This is a genomic window from Bradyrhizobium shewense (assembly GCF_900094605.1).
In the GTDB taxonomy this organism is placed as follows: domain Bacteria; phylum Pseudomonadota; class Alphaproteobacteria; order Rhizobiales; family Xanthobacteraceae; genus Bradyrhizobium; species Bradyrhizobium shewense.
Genome location: NZ_FMAI01000025.1, coordinates 67,785 through 83,293, shown reverse-complemented (window position 1 = coordinate 83,293; position 15,509 = coordinate 67,785). Strand labels below are relative to the sequence as shown.

The following is a 15,509-nucleotide window of genomic DNA, read 5'->3' as shown; positions in this document are numbered from 1 at the left end:
GAGCAACGTCTTGGAATGAAATTGAAATCACGGCGCTTTCGGCCGTTTGCGGCGTCGGTGAAATTGGCTACAAGCGGCCTGAACTTGGGGAATCTTCCAGACCGGCGTTGGGGTTGGGTCTGGCTCGGAATGATAAGGGCGCGTTGCGCGATGAAGTTTGGACTGCGACTCCGGGGGGGCTTGCTCGCAACCCTGATCATGTTCGGCGCGCCGGTGATTGCCCCGGTCGGGGCTGTTTTTGTGTCTTCGTCTGCGCTCGCTCAGACCGTGCAGTCGATTTCCGTCGAAGGAAATCGCCGGGTCGAGGTGGAGACGATCCGCTCCTATTTCAAGCCGGGTCCGGGCGGGCGCCTGGATCAAGGCGCCATCGACGACGGCCTCAAGGCCTTGATCGAGACCGGCCTGTTCCAGGACGTGAGAATCAACCGCGGCGGCGGCGGCCAGATCGTCGTCTCCGTGGTGGAAAACCCGGTGATCGGCCGGATCGCCTTCGAGGGCAACAAGAAGATTAAGGACGAGCAGCTCACCACTGAAGTCCAGTCCAAGGCGCGCGGCACCTTCTCCCGCGCCATGGTGCAGTCCGACACGCTACGAATCGCTGAAATCTATCGCCGGTCCGGCCGCTATGACGTGCGCGTCACGCCCGAGGTCATCGAGCAGCCGAACAACCGCGTCGACCTCATCTTTACGATCGAGGAGGGCGCCAAGACCGGCGTCAAGTCGATCGAGTTCGTCGGCAATGTCGCATTCTCGTCCTATCGCCTCAGGGACGTCATCAAGACCCGCGAATCGAACCTGCTGAGCTTCCTGGCCAGCGGTGACATCTATGATCCCGACCGCGTCGAAGCCGACCGCGACCTGATCCGCCGCTTCTATCTCAAGAACGGCTTCGCCGACGTCCAGGTGGTGGCCGCGCTCACCGAATACGATCCGGAGAAGAAGGGCTTCAACGTCACCTTCAAGATCGAGGAAGGATCGCAGTACCGGGTCGGCGCGCTCGACTTCCGCTCCAGCATTCCGAACTTCGATCCCTCGTCGATGCGCGCTTATTCGCGCGTCAATGTGGGCTCGCTCTACAACGTCGAATCGGTCGAGAAGTCGGTCGAGGAGATGCAGATCGAGGCCTCGCGCCGCGGCTACGCCTTCGCCGTGGTCCGGCCCGGCGGCGACCGCAATTTCGAGGCGCACACCGTCTCCGTGGTGTTCAACATCGACGAAGGTCCGCGCACCTATATCGAGCGCATCAACTTGCGCGGCAACACGCGGACCCGCGATTACGTGATCCGCCGCGAGTTCGACATCTCCGAGGGCGACGCCTACAACCGCGCCCTGGTCGACCGTGCCGAGCGGCGCCTGAAGAATCTCGACTACTTCAAGAGCGTGAAGATCACGACGGAGCCCGGCTCGTCGAGCGATCGCGTGGTCCTGATCGTCGACATGGAAGAGAAATCAACCGGCGACTTCTCGATCTCGGGCGGTTACTCCACCACCGACGGCGCGCTGGCCGAAGTCTCGATCTCCGAGCGCAACCTGCTTGGCCGCGGTCTGTTCGCCAAGGCGTCGGTGACCTATGGCCAATACGCACGCGGCTACTCGCTGTCGTTCGTCGAGCCGTATCTGCTCGACTACCGCGTCGCGCTCGGCCTCGACCTCTATCAGCGCCAGCAGCTGTCCAACAGCTACATCTCCTACGGCACCAAGACGCTCGGCTTCTCGCCGCGCCTCGGCTTCTCCTTGCGTGAAGATCTGGCGCTCCAGCTGCGCTACTCGGTCTATCAGCAGGAAATCTCGCTGCCGTACTATCTGGCGAACTGTAACAACAATCTGGGCACCTCGGCGTTCAACCCGAGCCCGGCCTTCGTCAATGCCAATGGCGGCGTTCCGGATCTGACCTCGACCAACGGTCTCGGCTGCTACAGCGACGGCGAAGCTTCGCTGCCGGTGCGCAAGGAGCTCGCCAACGGCAAGACTCTGACCTCGGCGCTCGGCTACTCGCTGACCTACAACACGCTGGACAACAACAAGAACCCGTCCGACGGTCTGCTCGTCGACTTCCGTCAGGATTTCGCCGGCGTCGGCGGCGACGTCTCCTACCTGAAGTCGGTCATCGATGCGAAGTACTACACTCCGCTGGTGTCTGACATCGTCGGTCTGGTCCGCTTGCAGAGCGGCATGCTGAACAAGATCGGCAACGATCTGCGCATGCTGGATCACTTCCAGATGGGCTCGAACCTCGTCCGCGGCTTCGCCCCGAATGGCATCGGCCCGCGCGATTTGAACCCCTTCGGTACACAGGACGCGCTTGGTGGCACCAAATACTGGGGCGCTTCGCTCGAACTGCAGATGCCGTTCTGGTTCCTGCCGAAGGAAGTGGGTCTGAAGGGCGCGGTCTATGCCGATGCCGGCGGCCTGTATGACTACAAGGGACCGACGACGTGGTCGGTGACCAACGAACTGACGACGCCGGGCAATTCGGGCTGTATCCCGTCGACCATCAATCCGCCGACCGCGGGAACCTGTACCGGCCTCGTCTATGACGACAGCAAGGTGATCCGCTCGTCGGTTGGTGTCGGTCTGATCTGGCAGTCACCGTTCGGTCCGCTGCGCTTCGACTACGCCGTGCCGCTCAGCAAGGGCAAGTACGATCGCACGCAGGAGTTCCGGTTCGGCGGCGGCACCACGTTCTAATTCGATCAGCACGGCACGATCCGGATCACTGGAACTGGTTTCCGAAAGGGATCGTGCCGATCCAAGAGATGGAGCATGATGCGGCTCGACCGCTTCATGCCGAAGCCGGACCGCGACGGGGTGGAATGGCGCAGCCGACCTTCTTCACAAAGCCGCCTGCCTCAACGTTGGCTGACATTGCCACGCTGACCAAGGCGCAGCTGGTCGATCCCGCCAGGGGCGGCCACATCATCACGGGCCTTGCTTCGCTTGACGAAGCGGGCCCGATGCATCTGGCGTTCTTCGACAACCTCAAATACGCCGACGAACTCAAGGCGACCAAGGCCGGCGCTTGCCTGGTGAGCCCGCGCTTCGAGCCCCAGGTGCCCGCGCACGTGGCCGTGCTGCGGGTGGCGCAGCCGTTCCGGGCCTTCGTCAGGATCGCGCGGGAATGGCACGGCGAAGCGCTGAGGCCCCAATCCTGGGTCGGCAATGAGGGCATCGCGCCGTCGGCGATCATCGATCCCTCGGCCCGGCTCGAGGACGGCGTGATCGTCGATCCCCTGGCCGTGATCGGCCCGGATGTCGAGATCGGCAGCGGCACGGTGGTCGGCGTCGGGGCGGTGATCGGGCCCGGCGTCAAGATCGGTCGGGATTGCAATGTCGGCGCGCGCACCGCGATCCAGTGCGCCCTGATCGGCAACAACGTGCTGATCCATCCCGGCTGCTCGATCGGCCAGGACGGCTACGGCTTCATCTTCTTCGGCCCCGAGGGCCATCTGAAGGTGCCCCAGACCGGGCGAGTGCTGATCCAGAACGACGTCGAGGTCGGCGCCGGGACCACGATCGACCGCGGCAGCTTGCGCGACACCGTGATCGGCGAGGGTACGAAAATCGACAATCAGGTCCAGATCGGTCACAATGTCACGATCGGCCGGCACTGCCTGCTGGCTGCCCAGATCGGGCTCGCCGGCAGCCTGACGATCGGCGACAACGTGGCACTCGGAGCGAAGGTTGGCATCAACAACCACCTCAAGATCGGGGATGGTGCCCAGGTGACCGCAATGAGCGGCGTCAAGGACGACATCCCGCCGGGCGGACGCTGGGGTGGCTTCTTTGCCAAACCGACCAAGCAGTGGTTCAAGGAAATTATCGCGGTGGAGCGCCTGGTACGCGACAGCAGGGCTGATCCGAAGGACGAGGGACGGGAATGACGGAGGAATCACCTGTTAAGTTCGAGCTGGTGGACATCAATGCCATCCTCCAGACGCTGCCGCACCGCTTTCCGATGCTGCTGATCGACCGCGTGATCAACATCCGCGCCGACTATAGCGGCATCGGCATCAAGAACGTCACCTTCAACGAGCCGGCCTTCCAGGGGCATTTCCCGGAGCGACCGGTCTATCCCGGCGTCATGATGATCGAAGCGATGGCGCAGACCGCGGGCGTGATCGGCATCAAGTCGGTCGAAGGCACCGAGAAGCCGCGGGCGGTCTATTTCCTCACCATCGACAAGTGCAAATTCCGCAAGCCCGTGCTGCCGGGCGATACCATCGAGTATCACATGCGCTCGGTCGGCCGTCGCAAGGCCATGTGGTGGTTTCACGGCGACGCCAAGGTCAACGGGCAGGTGGTTGCGGAAGCCGACGTCGGCGCCATGCTGACGGACTGAGCGGCACTCGGGTCGCGCTGGGCGGGTTCTTTACGCGCCGCAATCGTAGCGGCCGCCGCGGGCCTCGCGCTTGATGTTCTGGCTGAAGAACTGGCCCATGGACGGCGCGCCCAGGAGACGGTCGGCGGTCTCGGCCGCGACGCCGCAATAGCGCGCATAGCTGCCGCCAGTCGCGACGACGAGGTCGCGCTGCGCGCGGTCGTAACAGACACGCTGAAGCACCGTGCTGCGGCTGATGTCGCGGCATTCGAATGTCGCGAGGTCGATAGGGTGGCGTTCGCCGGTCTCGACCGCTTCGGACACGATCGGTGCGGCCGCGAGCTGTGCGAGCAGAAGTGCCAGGGCCCTGACCATGAAAGCTGAAGCTCCGCATGAAGTTGTTGAGGAGCCGGGACGACCGCCTCATCCGGTACTTGAAACAGGCCGAGATGATACGTCACTGGACAGATCGGGCATAGTCGCGCTAACCACCGGAAAACTGAGCGACTTCAACGCATAACCAGACCTTCTTGACGAGTAACATTGCTTGATGAGCAAGATTGATCCCACCGCTCGGGTCGCGGACGGCGCCGTGATCGGCGAGGGCACCGAGATCGGCCCCTATTGCATCATCGGCCCGAATGTCGTGATCGGCGCGAACTGCAAGCTGATCGGGCATGTGCACATCACCGCGCAGACGACCATCGGCGACGATTGCGTCATCTATCCTTTTGCCTCGCTGGGCACGCCACCGCAGTCGCTCAGCTACCGGGGCGAGCTGACGAAGCTCCAGATCGGATCTGGCTGCACCATCCGGGAGTCCGTGACGATGAACGCCGGCACGGTCGCCGGCGGTGGCATCACCACGGTCGGCGATCGCGGCTACTTCATGAATTGCAGCCACGTCGGCCATGACTGCCATGTCGGCAACGACGTGATCTTCGCGACCTCGGCGACGCTCGGCGGTCATTGCGAAATCGGCGACTTCGTCTTCATCGGTGGTCTGTCCGCAGTGCACCAGTTTACCCGCATCGGGCCGCAGGTCATGGTTGGCGGCGTGTGCGGCGTGCGCGACGACATCATCCCGTTCGGGTTGGTCAACGGCCAATATGCGGCGCTGGAAGGCCTCAACCTGATCGGCATGAAGCGGCGCAAATTCAACAAGCGGCGACTGGCGACGGTGCGCGGGTTCTACCAAAAGCTCTTCCATGGCCCAGGCACATTCGCCGAGCGGTTAGAGGCGTCCAGGCCGCTTGCGGGCGAAGATCCGGCGATCGCCGAAATCCTCGACTTCATCGGCAAGGGCAAGCGCCCGCTCTGTCTTCCCGCCATTGCGAAGTGATTTCGGGATGGCCGCGGACATGACATTGGCGGCGTCGGACATCTCATCGCCGGTCGGCATCGTCGCCGGCGGCGGTGCGATGCCGTTTGCGGTCGCCGACTCGCTTGCCGCCCGCGGCATCACGCCGGTGCTGTTTCCGCTGCGCGGGGCCTGCGATCCCGCGCGGGTGGAGAAATTCCGCCATCGCTGGATCTCTGTCGGCCAGCTCGGTCGCGCAATGCGGCTGTTCCGCGAGGAGGGTTGCCGCGACCTGATCTTCATCGGCACCTTGGTACGGCCCTCGCTCTCGGAGATCCGGTTCGACGTCAAGACGATGCGTCTGCTCGGCAATGTCATCCGCGCCTTTCGCGGTGGCGACGATCATCTCTTGTCCGGCGTCGGCCGCATCCTCGAGCAGGACGGCTTTCGCATGGTCGGCATCAAGGACCTCGCACCCGATCTCCTGATGCCCGAGGGCTGCATCAGTCGCGCCTGGCCCAGCGACACCAGCAAGACTGACATCGCGCGCGGCCGCGCGGTGCTGACCGCACTCGGCCCGTTCGACATCGGCCAGGCTGCGGTGGTCATCGACGGCCATGTGGTGGCGGTCGAGGACATCGAGGGCACCGACGCGCTGCTCGCGCGCGTCGCGCGGCTGCGCGAGGAGGGACGCATTCGCGCGGCCGCCGGCCGCGGCGTTCTGGTGAAGGCGCCGAAGAGCGGCCAGGATCTGCGCTTCGACCTGCCGACGATCGGCCCGCGTACCATCGAGGGCGTCGCGGCGGCCGGCCTTGCGGGCCTCGCTGTCATCGCCGGCAACACCATCGCCGCCGAGCCGCAGGCGATGATCGGCCTCGCGGACGCCAAATATCTCTTCGTCATCGGTCTGCCGGCGTGATGCAGTCGCGCGATCCCAAACGCAAGATTTTCCTGATCGCCACGGAGGAATCCGGCGACCGGCTCGGCAGCGCCTTGATGAAGGTGCTGCGCCAGCGCCTCGGCGACGGCGTGCAGTTCGTCGGCGTCGGCGGCCGTACCATGGCGCGCGAGGGGCTCGAATCGCTGTTTCCGATCGAGGAGCTGTCGATCGTCGGATTTGCCGCGGTGGTGCAGCAATTGCCGAAAATCCTGCGGCTGATCCGCGAGACGGGCGACGCCGTGGCCGAGGCCGCGCCGGACGCGCTCGTCATCATCGACAGCCCCGACTTCACCCATCGCGTCGCCCGCCGCGTGCGCGCGAAGAATCCGGCGATCCCGGTCGTCGATTACGTCTCGCCGCAGCTCTGGGCGTGGCGGCCGGGGCGGGCGCGGACCATGCTCGGTTATGTCGACCATGTGCTCGGTCTGCTGCCGTTCGAGCCCGAGGAATACCGCAAGCTCGGCGGACCGCCATGCAGCTATGTCGGCCATCCCCTCATCGAGCAATTGCCCTCGCTGCGGCCGAACGCGGAGGAGCAGGCACGTCGCGACGGCGAGCCACCGGTGCTTTTGGTGCTGCCCGGCAGCCGCCGCAGCGAGGTCAGGCACCATCTCGACGTGTTTGGCGGGGTGCTCAGCCGCTTGCAGGCGGAAGGCCACGCCTTCGAACTGATACTGCCGACCATGCCGCATCTCGAGGCCACCATCCGCGAAGGCATCGCGAGCTGGCCGGTCAAGCCAAGGGTCGTGACCGGCGAAAACGAGAAGCGCGCCGTGTTCCGGATCGCTCGTGCGGCGCTGGCCAAATCCGGTACGGTGACGCTGGAGCTCGCACTGTCGGGTATTCCAATGGTGACGGCCTATCGCGTCGGTGCGATCGAGGCCTTCATCCTGCGCCGCGCGATCCGCGTCTCCTCGGTGATCCTCGCCAATCTCGTGATCGGCAAGGATGTCATTCCGGAGTACCTGCAGGAGGAGTGCACGCCGGAGAAACTGGCGCCGGCACTCGCCGAGGTGCTGACGGATTCGCCGCTGCGCAAGCAGCAGGTCGAGGCCTTTGCCCAGCTCGATCAGATCATGTCGACCGGCAACAAATCGCCAAGCGTGCTCGCCGCCGACATCGTGCTGGCAACGATGCGCAAGGGCAGGCGGTAACGGAGGTCTCGTAGGGTGGGCAAAGCGAAAGCGTGTCCACCATGTCTTGCTCGGTCGCGGAGAGACGGTGGGCACGCTTCGCTTTGCCCACCCTACGGCACTATGGGATTAGGCTAAGCCGCCATCGACGCGAAAACACTGGCTGGTGATGCGCTGGCTTTCGTCGGAGGCGAGGAATAGCGCCATGTTGGCGATGTCCTCGGGCGTCACTGCATCCGGAACGGCTTGGCGCGAGCGCATTTCGGTGATGACCTGCTCGTCCGGATACCACAGCCGGCGTTGACGTTCGGTGATCACCATGCCCGGCGCAATCGCGTTGACGCGGATGCGGTCGGGGCCGACCAGCCGGGCCAGCGAGTTGGTGAAACCGACGATCGCCGCCTTTGCCCCGGCGTAGACCGGCAGCGCCGGTGCACCGCGCATCCAGGCGATCGACGACATGTTGATGATCGAGCCGCCGCCGCGCGCCTGCATCTGCGGCACCACCGCTTGCGCAGCAAAGATGACGTGCTTGAGATTGACGCCGATCATCCAATCGAACTCTGCTGGCGTCACCTCGGCCAGCAACTGGCGTTGATCATTGGCGGCATTGTTGACGAGCACTGCGGCATCACCGAGCGATCGCTGCACCTGTGCCATGGCCGCGCGCAAGGCCTCGATGTCCAGGAGGTCGCAGGGCACGAACAAGGGCGCGGTTTCGGACGCAGCGCTCACCTTCGCGACCAGCGTCCCGCCGGCTTCTTCATCCACATCGAGGAACGCAACGCGCGCTCCCTGGGCCGCGAAGGCGCGCACGAAGGCGGCCCCGATGCCGCTGGCGCCGCCGGTGATCAGGACGACGCGGTTCGCAAGTCCGGCATAGCTCGTCTTTGTCATGCGATCAGTCGCTCCGTCTCGGGGTCGAACAGGCAGATGCGGCGCGTGTCGAGCGCGAAGGGGGCTGCCGTCCCCGGCGGGGGACGGATATCCGGCGTGATGCGCGCCAGCGCGGACTCGCCGCCGAGCCGCAGCAGCACGATGGTTTCGGCGCCGGTGGGCTCGACCATCTCCACCGGCGCGTGGACGACGATGGGGGCATCGCCGGAGAACACGCGGTTGCCCTCCGCGATGCATTCCGGCCTGATCCCGAACACCACCTCGCGGCCAAGATAGGGTGCCGCGGCATCGTATCCCTGCAGGCGGAGGCGAACTTCGTCCGGCCGACCCGCGCCGATCACGACCACGGGACCGCCGGCGTCGGCCTCGAGCCGCGCCGGCATGGTGTTCATCGGCGGGGAGCCCATGAAGCGTGCGACGAACAGATTGGCGGGATAGCGGTACACGGTGTCAGGATCGGCAAACTGCTGCACCACGCCGCGATGCATCACGGCGATCCGCGTCGCCATCGTCATCGCCTCGATCTGATCGTGGGTGACATAGATGATGGTCGCGCCGATGCGCTGGTGCAGCCGCTTGATCTCCATCCGCATCTCGACGCGCAGTTTTGCGTCGAGATTGGACAGCGGCTCGTCGAACAGGAAGAGCAGGGGATCGCGCACCAGCGCACGGCCCATCGCCACGCGCTGGCGCTGGCCGCCGGAGAGCTGCGACGGCTTGCGGCCGAGCAGGGCCTCGATCTGGAGCAGTTTCGCGACATTCGCGACCGCAGCGTCTTGCTCCGCTTTGGGTACGTGACGGCATTCCATGCCGAAGGTGATGTTCTGGCGTACCGTCATCGACGGGTAGAGCGCATAGGACTGGAACACCATGGCGATGTCGCGGTCCTTGGGTGGGACGTCATTGACCACGCGTCCGCCAATTTCCACGGTCCCTGCGCTCGGATGATCGAGCCCGGCGACGATGTTGAGCAGCGTGGACTTGCCGCAGCCGGATGGCCCGACCAGCACCGTGAACTCGCCGCTTTCGATGTCGAGATCCACGCCCTTCAGCACCTCCAGATTGGCGTAGCGCTTCGACAGGGTTCGAATGCTCAGTGCTGCCATGACAACTCCATCATTTCACGGCCCCGGCAGTCAGGCCGCGGACGAAGTATTTGCCACCGAGGAGATAGATCAACAGCGTCGGGAGCGCCGCGATGATCACCGCGGCGCTCTGCACGCCGTGCTGCGGGATGTCTGCGACTGCAGCGGACAGCGCGATGAGAGCGGCGGTGACAGGTTGCTGCTGGCCGCTCGTGAATGTCACGCCGTAGAGGAACTCGTTCCAGATATGCGTGAATTGCCAGATCACCGTGACGATCAGGATCGGTGGCGAGAGCGGCAGGATGATGCGCCAGAAGATGCGGAAGAAACCGGCGCCGTCGATGCGCGCGGCCCTGATCAATTCATGGGGAATGGCGACATAATAGTTGCGGCAGAACAGCGTGGTGAAGGAGAGTCCCTGGATGGTGTGAATCAGCACGAGGCCCGCCAGCGTGTTGATGAGACCGATGTCGCGCAGCACGATGGTCCAGGGAAGCAGGCGCATCTGCTGGGGCAGGAAGAGGCCGAGGGTCACGATGCCGTAGATCCAGGTGTCGCCGCGAAAACGCCAGAGCGATACGGCGTAGCCGGCGACGGCACCGAGCAGGGTCGAGAAGATCGTCGCAGGAATCGTGACGAGGGCGGAGTTCAGCATGTACGGCCGGATGCCGGCGCAGGTCTCGGCAACGCAGAAGCCGCTCCAGGCAGCCACGTAGTTGCTCCAGGCCCAGTGCTGCGGCCAGCCGATCATCGAGCCCTGCGCGATCTCCTCGTTGCTGCGGAGCGAGTTCAGCACGACAACAGCCAATGGCGCGAGCCATGCCGCAGCGATCAGCAGGACGATGAGGTAGATCAAGATCCGGCTTGGTGCGAAGGTTCGCTCACGCATGGGCGGCCCGCCGTCGCTGAACATATCGCCACGCCGCATACGGCAGCAGCACCGCGAGAAGAATGAGCAACATGAGCACCGCCGCCGCCGCGCCCCGGCCGAGCAGGCTGCGCTGGAACATCAGGTCGTAGACGACGAGTGCCGGCAGCTGGGTCGCGATTCCCGGTCCTCCATTGGTCAGCGCGCGCACGAGGTCGAACGTCGAAATCGCGAACTGCAACTGGATCACGACGACGGTGATGGTGATCGGCCAAAGCGACGGCAGAATGATGCGCCGGTAGATTCGGATCGGTCCCGCGCCGTCGATCTGCGCGGCCTTGATGATGTCGGTGTCGACGGAGCGGAGGCCGGCAAGGAACAGCGCCATGGCGAAGCCCGAGGATTGCCAGATCGCGGCGATCACGATGGTCCAGATCGCCATGTCGCGATCGATCAGCCAGTCGAACTTGAAGGAGGTCCAGCCGAGATCGTGGACGAGCTTCTGGATTCCGAGGCCAGGATTGAGCAGCCAACTCCAGACCGTGCCGGTGACCACGAACGACACCGCAAGGGGGTAGAGGAAGACGGACCGCAGCACGTTCTCGCCGCGGATGCGCTGGTCAAGCAGGATCGCAAGGGCGAGGCCGGTCACCAAACTCAGCAGCACGAAAGCGCTGCCGAACAACAGCAGATTGTCGAAGGCGATCTGCCAATTCCGCGATGCCGCGACCGCCGAGTAGTTGCGCAGCCCTACCCAGCCCGAGACGGGGATCAGCGTCGATGGTGTGAACGAGATCCAGATCGTCCACAGCGAGAACGAGACGAGGTGCGCGGCGGACAGCAGCAGCGGCACCCAGATCATCAGATATTCGGGCAGCCGGCGCACCCATTCAGGAAGCGCCGGCCGGCCCGGTCTTATCGCGGCGGCATTGCTCAACGTGCGCCCTCGACGGCCTCGGCGAGGCGGGTGGCCGCTTGCTCGGGCTTGATCGTCTTGTTCTTCACGTACTCTGTGATCACGTCGATCATCGCGGCGGTCATGCCGTTTTCCTGCGCCATGTTGTGCGCGAGGCTCAGGACCGCCTGGTTGCTGGCGATGGCGTCCTTCAGGGCTGCCGCGGTCCGCCGCTGACCGTCCGACCAGCCTTCGCCGGACAGATCGACGTCGGTACGCACGGGGATCGATCCCGTGATCTGCGAATACATGGTCTGGATCGCCGGATCCATGACGAGCTGGGCCATCAGCGTCTGGCCGGCCTGCAGATCGGGCTCCTTGCGCTGCCAGAAGATGAAGGCATCCGCGTTCAACAGGAACACCGGCTTGCTATTGTCGCTGGGGCCTGGCGCAATTATGAAGTCCTCGAACTTGAAGCCGGCATTGCGCAACACGCCCTGCGCCCAGCCGCCCATGATCATCATGCCCATGTCGCCGTCGACGAAGCGCTTCAAATTGGTCGAGAAGTGCTGGGCGCCGACATTGGGGTCCATCCAGTCGGCGATCTTGCGCACCTGCGCGAACGCAGCCTTGATCTCAGGACCCTCCAGGGCCTTCTTCTCGAGCTTCATGATGGCTGCGCGGTATGCGAGGGGACTGATGCCGGCCAAGGCAGCCTCGAATTTTTGCCCGTCGTCGGGGCGGGTGCCGCCGTTGGCGACGGGATAGGGGACGCCGCCCGCTTTCATCTTGTCGGCGAGGTCGTTGAAGTCAGCCCATGTGACGGGGACCTTGTCGGCCTTGGCCTTGTCCATCGCGCGCTTGGACAAGAACAGCATGTTGGTGCTGTAGATCTGCAACGGCAGTGCGATCCATTTGCCGCCCGGCTTGTGCAGTTTCGCCAGGTCTGGCGCGACCACCTTTTCGTAACCGGCGGCAGCGACGACGGCGTCGAGATCGACGGTCGGGGCAATCTTCGACCAGGCCGCAATCTCGGGACCCTTGAGCTGCGAGCAGGCCGGTGGATCGCCGGCCATGATCTGAGCGCGCAGCTTGTTCATCATCTCGGTGGTGAACCCAGGGACCGGCGAGTGCTGCCAGACACCGCCTTTCTCCTCGAACTTCTTGCCGAGCGCGGTGATGGCCGCCCCATCGCTGCCCGCAGACCATTGTGAGATCGCGGTCAGGCGCGGCTTGACCGCGCCTTGCGCGCGGGCAAAGGCGGGCAGTGCGAGCGCGGCAGCAGATCCAGCGAGCAGACGGCGCCTTGTTGTCGTGATCGGCATGGCAGTTCCTCCCGGTGTGAACTCTCTTGCGCGCGAGCCGCGCAGCTTCAGGCCATCTCAGGCGGCCTCCGTCGACGCGGCCGGCATGCCGCCGCGACAGGCGAGGCAGAACGCGGCGAAGGCCAGCGCGGCCCTGGGATCATTGCCGTTCGACGGCGGCACGAAAGCCAGCGACACCTGCGCATGCTTGCGGCCGCCGAGCAGGCAGGCATCGACGCCGTCGACCAGCGCTTTCCGATCGCCTTCCGCAAGGAGCGAAGGCCAGCCGGAGATGGCGACGCCGTGACAGGGCTTGACGTTCAGCGTGTTGCCGATCGCGAGCCCGAGGCGATACAGGCGATGCCGCAGCTCCTGACGCACGCGCGAGGAGATCGGGATCGCGCTGACCCAATCGCTGCCAAGCTGGAGCAACTCCGGCTCGGGCACGCCGAGAAGCTCGGCCAGCGCCGGAAGCGACGTATAGGCCTCGACGCAGCCGAGGTGGCCGCAGCGACAGCGTGGCCCGCCTTCGCCAAACACCATGTGACCGAGCTCGATCGGCTGGAGCGCGTCGGTCTCGACGGGATCATCCATCCAGGCGCCGGCAACGCCATGGCTGACAAAGACGAACAGGTGCGTGTCATTGAATGGATAGTTTTCGGTGCGACAGCGATGGAATGTGGCGTGCGCCACGACCGAATTGGTGAACTCGACGGGCACGTCGGCGAACATCTCGCCGAGCATGTCGCTGATGCGCCCGACGTCACAGGGAATGATGGGGTTGCCCGCGGCGCTGAGCCGGCCGAGGCCCGGAATGGAGACGCCGACTTGCGAAAGGACGACGCGGCGGCGCCGCGTCCAGTCGCGCAACAATGTCATCGCTTCGCGAAACGCCCGGCCGACGGTCTCGACCGTCGGCGTCTTCGGCAGCGGCACACGCTCGGTGTAGTTGAGCTCACCCGACAGGCCGCCGACGCCGACGCTGAGGTGCTGAGCAGTCAGCTCGAAGGCTGCGAGGGCGACCGCGCCATCGAGCGACACGAGGCCGGTCGGGCCGCCGACGTAAGGGGCAGGGCGCCGCACTTCCTCGATCAGGCCTTCGGCCTTCAGGTCAAGCAGGATGCGCGACAGGCTCGCTTCCGACAGGCGCACGGCCTTGGCCAGTGGCGGACGAAACGAGCCGCCCGACTGAAGCAGGTGAGTCAAAATGGCAGCGCGCGTCTGCCGCCGACTTCTCGGCTGCTCCGGCATTTCCATCCCTGTCGTCATTCTTACTTAGTGTAAGAATTTGCGCGCGGAGCACTCTGACTGTCAAGGCGTTTGCGGCCGCAGGCGTGGACTTGTTGTTGTGCGCGGCAGCAAGAATGGGAGTTGTTCGACCCGGTTTCGCAAACAAAAGCGGCGCCATCTTGCGATGGCGCCGCTTCAAAAGCCGTAACGGCTTGGAGCTTACTTGCGATCCTTGATCGCGACGTAATCGCGGCGGGTGACGCCGGTGTAGAGCTGGCGCGGACGGCCGATCTTCTGCTGCGGGTCCTCGATCATCTCGCTCCACTGGCTGATCCAGCCGACGGTGCGGGCGACCGCGAACAGCACGGTGAACATCGAGACCGGGAAGCCCATCGCCTTCAGCGTGATGCCCGAATAGAAGTCGACGTTCGGGTAGAGCTTGCGGTCGATGAAGTACTGGTCGCTGAGCGCGATCTTCTCGAGCTCGAGCGCCACCTTCAGCATCGGATCGTCGCCATGGCCGGTCTCCTTGAGCACGGCGTGACACATCTTCTGCATGATCTTGGCGCGCGGATCGTAGTTCTTGTAGACGCGATGACCGAAGCCCATCAGGCGGACTTCGGAGTTCTTGTCCTTCACCTTGGCGATGAATTCGGGAATCTTGTCCACGGAGCCGATCTCGGCGAGCATCGCGAGGGCGGCTTCGTTGGCGCCGCCATGCGCCGGACCCCACAGGCAGGCGATGCCGGCGGCGATGCAGGCGAACGGGTTGGCGCCGGACGAGCCGGCGATGCGCACCGTCGAGGTCGAGGCGTTCTGCTCGTGGTCGGCGTGCAGGATGAAGATCTTGTCCAGCGCGTCAGCGAGCACCGGGTTGATCTTGTAGTCCTCGCACGGCACGGCGAAGCACATGTGCAGGAAGTTCTCGGCGAACTTGAGCGAGTTCTTCGGGTACACGAAGGGCTGGCCGATCGTGTACTTGTAGGCCATCGCCGCCAGGGTCGGGATCTTGGCGATCATGCGCATGGAAGCGATCATGCGCTGCTTCGGATCGTTGATGTCGGTGGAGTCGTGATAAAACGCGGCGAGCGCGCCGACCGCAGCCACCATGATCGCCATCGGATGGGCGTCGCGGCGGAAGCCCTGGAAGAAACGGGCCATCTGCTCGTGCACCATCGTGTGATGGGTCACGCGGTCGTCGAAATCCTTCTTCTGCGCGGCGGTCGGCAGATCCCCGAACAGCAGGAGATAGCAGGTCTCGAGGAAATCGCCGTTCTCGGCGAGCTGCTCGATCGGGTAGCCGCGGTATTCCAGCACGCCCGCGTCGCCGTCGATATAGGTGATCTTGGACTGGCAGCTCGCTGTGGAGGTGAAGCCGGGATCGTAGGTGAACAGGCCGGACTGGCCGTAGAGCTTGCCGATATCGATGACATCAGGCCCGACGCTGCCGCTGTGGATCGGGAGATCGTAGTTCTTGTTTCCGACCGTCAGCGTAGCGGTCTTATTGCTCGGTTTTGCGTCCATCAGAGGTCCCCGATG

At 64.5% G+C, this 15,509-nt stretch carries 14 protein-coding genes; 6 read left to right on the top strand and 8 right to left on the bottom strand.

Annotated elements, in window-relative coordinates:
• Nucleotides 1–150: 150 nt before the first annotated feature.
• From bamA to fabZ, 3 genes are all read left to right on the top strand, one after another.
• Entirely contained in the window at nt 151–2,688 is a 2,538-nt protein-coding gene (bamA, locus tag GA0061098_RS33970; RefSeq protein ID WP_091965776.1) for an outer membrane protein assembly factor BamA, read from the top strand.
• A 125-nt stretch (nt 2,689–2,813) separates the two neighbouring features.
• The gene (gene lpxD / locus GA0061098_RS33965) at nt 2,814–3,881 is read left to right on the top strand and encodes a UDP-3-O-(3-hydroxymyristoyl)glucosamine N-acyltransferase (RefSeq protein WP_091965775.1); all 1,068 of its coding nucleotides are present in this window, start codon (nt 2,814–2,816) and stop codon (nt 3,879–3,881) included.
• Nucleotides 3,878–4,339, top strand: coding sequence for a 3-hydroxyacyl-ACP dehydratase FabZ (gene fabZ / locus GA0061098_RS33960; RefSeq protein WP_091965774.1), 462 nt, complete (start codon nt 3,878–3,880; stop codon nt 4,337–4,339). The genes lpxD and fabZ overlap by 4 nt, the downstream gene beginning before the upstream one ends.
• A gap of 30 nt (nt 4,340–4,369) precedes the next feature.
• On the opposite strand, the gene GA0061098_RS33955 is transcribed toward fabZ, so the two are convergent.
• On the bottom strand, nt 4,370–4,693 hold the full coding sequence (locus GA0061098_RS33955; RefSeq protein ID WP_091965773.1) for a KTSC domain-containing protein: 324 nt from the start codon (nt 4,691–4,693) through the stop codon (nt 4,370–4,372).
• Between the two features lie 175 nt (nt 4,694–4,868).
• Between GA0061098_RS33955 and lpxA the strand changes: the two genes are divergently transcribed.
• The 3 genes from lpxA to lpxB are packed head-to-tail and all read left to right on the top strand — an operon-like array spanning nt 4,869 to nt 7,712.
• Nucleotides 4,869–5,660: an acyl-ACP--UDP-N-acetylglucosamine O-acyltransferase gene (gene lpxA / locus GA0061098_RS33950; protein ID WP_091965772.1), complete on the top strand. Its 792-nt coding sequence runs from the start codon at nt 4,869–4,871 to the stop codon at nt 5,658–5,660.
• A gap of 19 nt (nt 5,661–5,679) precedes the next feature.
• Nucleotides 5,680–6,537, top strand: coding sequence for an LpxI family protein (locus GA0061098_RS33945; RefSeq protein WP_165637773.1), 858 nt, complete (start codon nt 5,680–5,682; stop codon nt 6,535–6,537).
• A complete protein-coding gene (gene lpxB, locus GA0061098_RS33940; RefSeq protein WP_091965770.1) occupies nt 6,534–7,712 on the top strand; it encodes a lipid-A-disaccharide synthase in 1,179 nt (392 codons plus the stop codon). Before GA0061098_RS33945 ends, lpxB begins: the two co-directional genes overlap by 4 nt.
• Before the next feature lie 108 nt (nt 7,713–7,820).
• Here lpxB and GA0061098_RS33935 read toward each other — a convergent pair whose 3' ends face one another.
• The 7 genes from GA0061098_RS33935 to gltA all read right to left on the bottom strand — a co-directional run bounded on the left by GA0061098_RS33935 (nt 7,821) and on the right by gltA (nt 15,494).
• On the bottom strand, nt 7,821–8,588 hold the full coding sequence (locus GA0061098_RS33935; RefSeq protein WP_091965769.1) for an SDR family NAD(P)-dependent oxidoreductase: 768 nt from the start codon (nt 8,586–8,588) through the stop codon (nt 7,821–7,823).
• On the bottom strand, nt 8,585–9,694 hold the full coding sequence (locus tag GA0061098_RS33930; protein ID WP_091965768.1) for an ABC transporter ATP-binding protein: 1,110 nt from the start codon (nt 9,692–9,694) through the stop codon (nt 8,585–8,587). The genes GA0061098_RS33935 and GA0061098_RS33930 overlap by 4 nt, the downstream gene beginning before the upstream one ends.
• Nucleotides 9,695–9,704: 10 nt before the next feature.
• Nucleotides 9,705–10,562 (bottom strand): carbohydrate ABC transporter permease, encoded by an 858-nt coding sequence (locus tag GA0061098_RS33925; RefSeq protein WP_165637769.1) that lies wholly within the window; start codon nt 10,560–10,562, stop codon nt 9,705–9,707.
• Complete coding sequence (locus GA0061098_RS33920) at nt 10,555–11,478, bottom strand: carbohydrate ABC transporter permease (protein ID WP_165637768.1); 924 nt, start codon at nt 11,476–11,478, stop codon at nt 10,555–10,557. Before GA0061098_RS33920 ends, GA0061098_RS33925 begins: the two co-directional genes overlap by 8 nt.
• The gene (locus GA0061098_RS33915; protein WP_091965766.1) at nt 11,475–12,761 is read right to left on the bottom strand and encodes an ABC transporter substrate-binding protein; all 1,287 of its coding nucleotides are present in this window, start codon (nt 12,759–12,761) and stop codon (nt 11,475–11,477) included. Before GA0061098_RS33915 ends, GA0061098_RS33920 begins: the two co-directional genes overlap by 4 nt.
• Nucleotides 12,762–12,818: 57 nt before the next feature.
• Entirely contained in the window at nt 12,819–13,997 is a 1,179-nt protein-coding gene (locus GA0061098_RS33910) for an ROK family transcriptional regulator (RefSeq protein ID WP_208610707.1), read from the bottom strand.
• Between the two features lie 192 nt (nt 13,998–14,189).
• Nucleotides 14,190–15,494, bottom strand: coding sequence for a citrate synthase (gene gltA / locus GA0061098_RS33905; RefSeq protein WP_091965764.1), 1,305 nt, complete (start codon nt 15,492–15,494; stop codon nt 14,190–14,192).
• Nucleotides 15,495–15,509 lie beyond the last annotated feature (15 nt).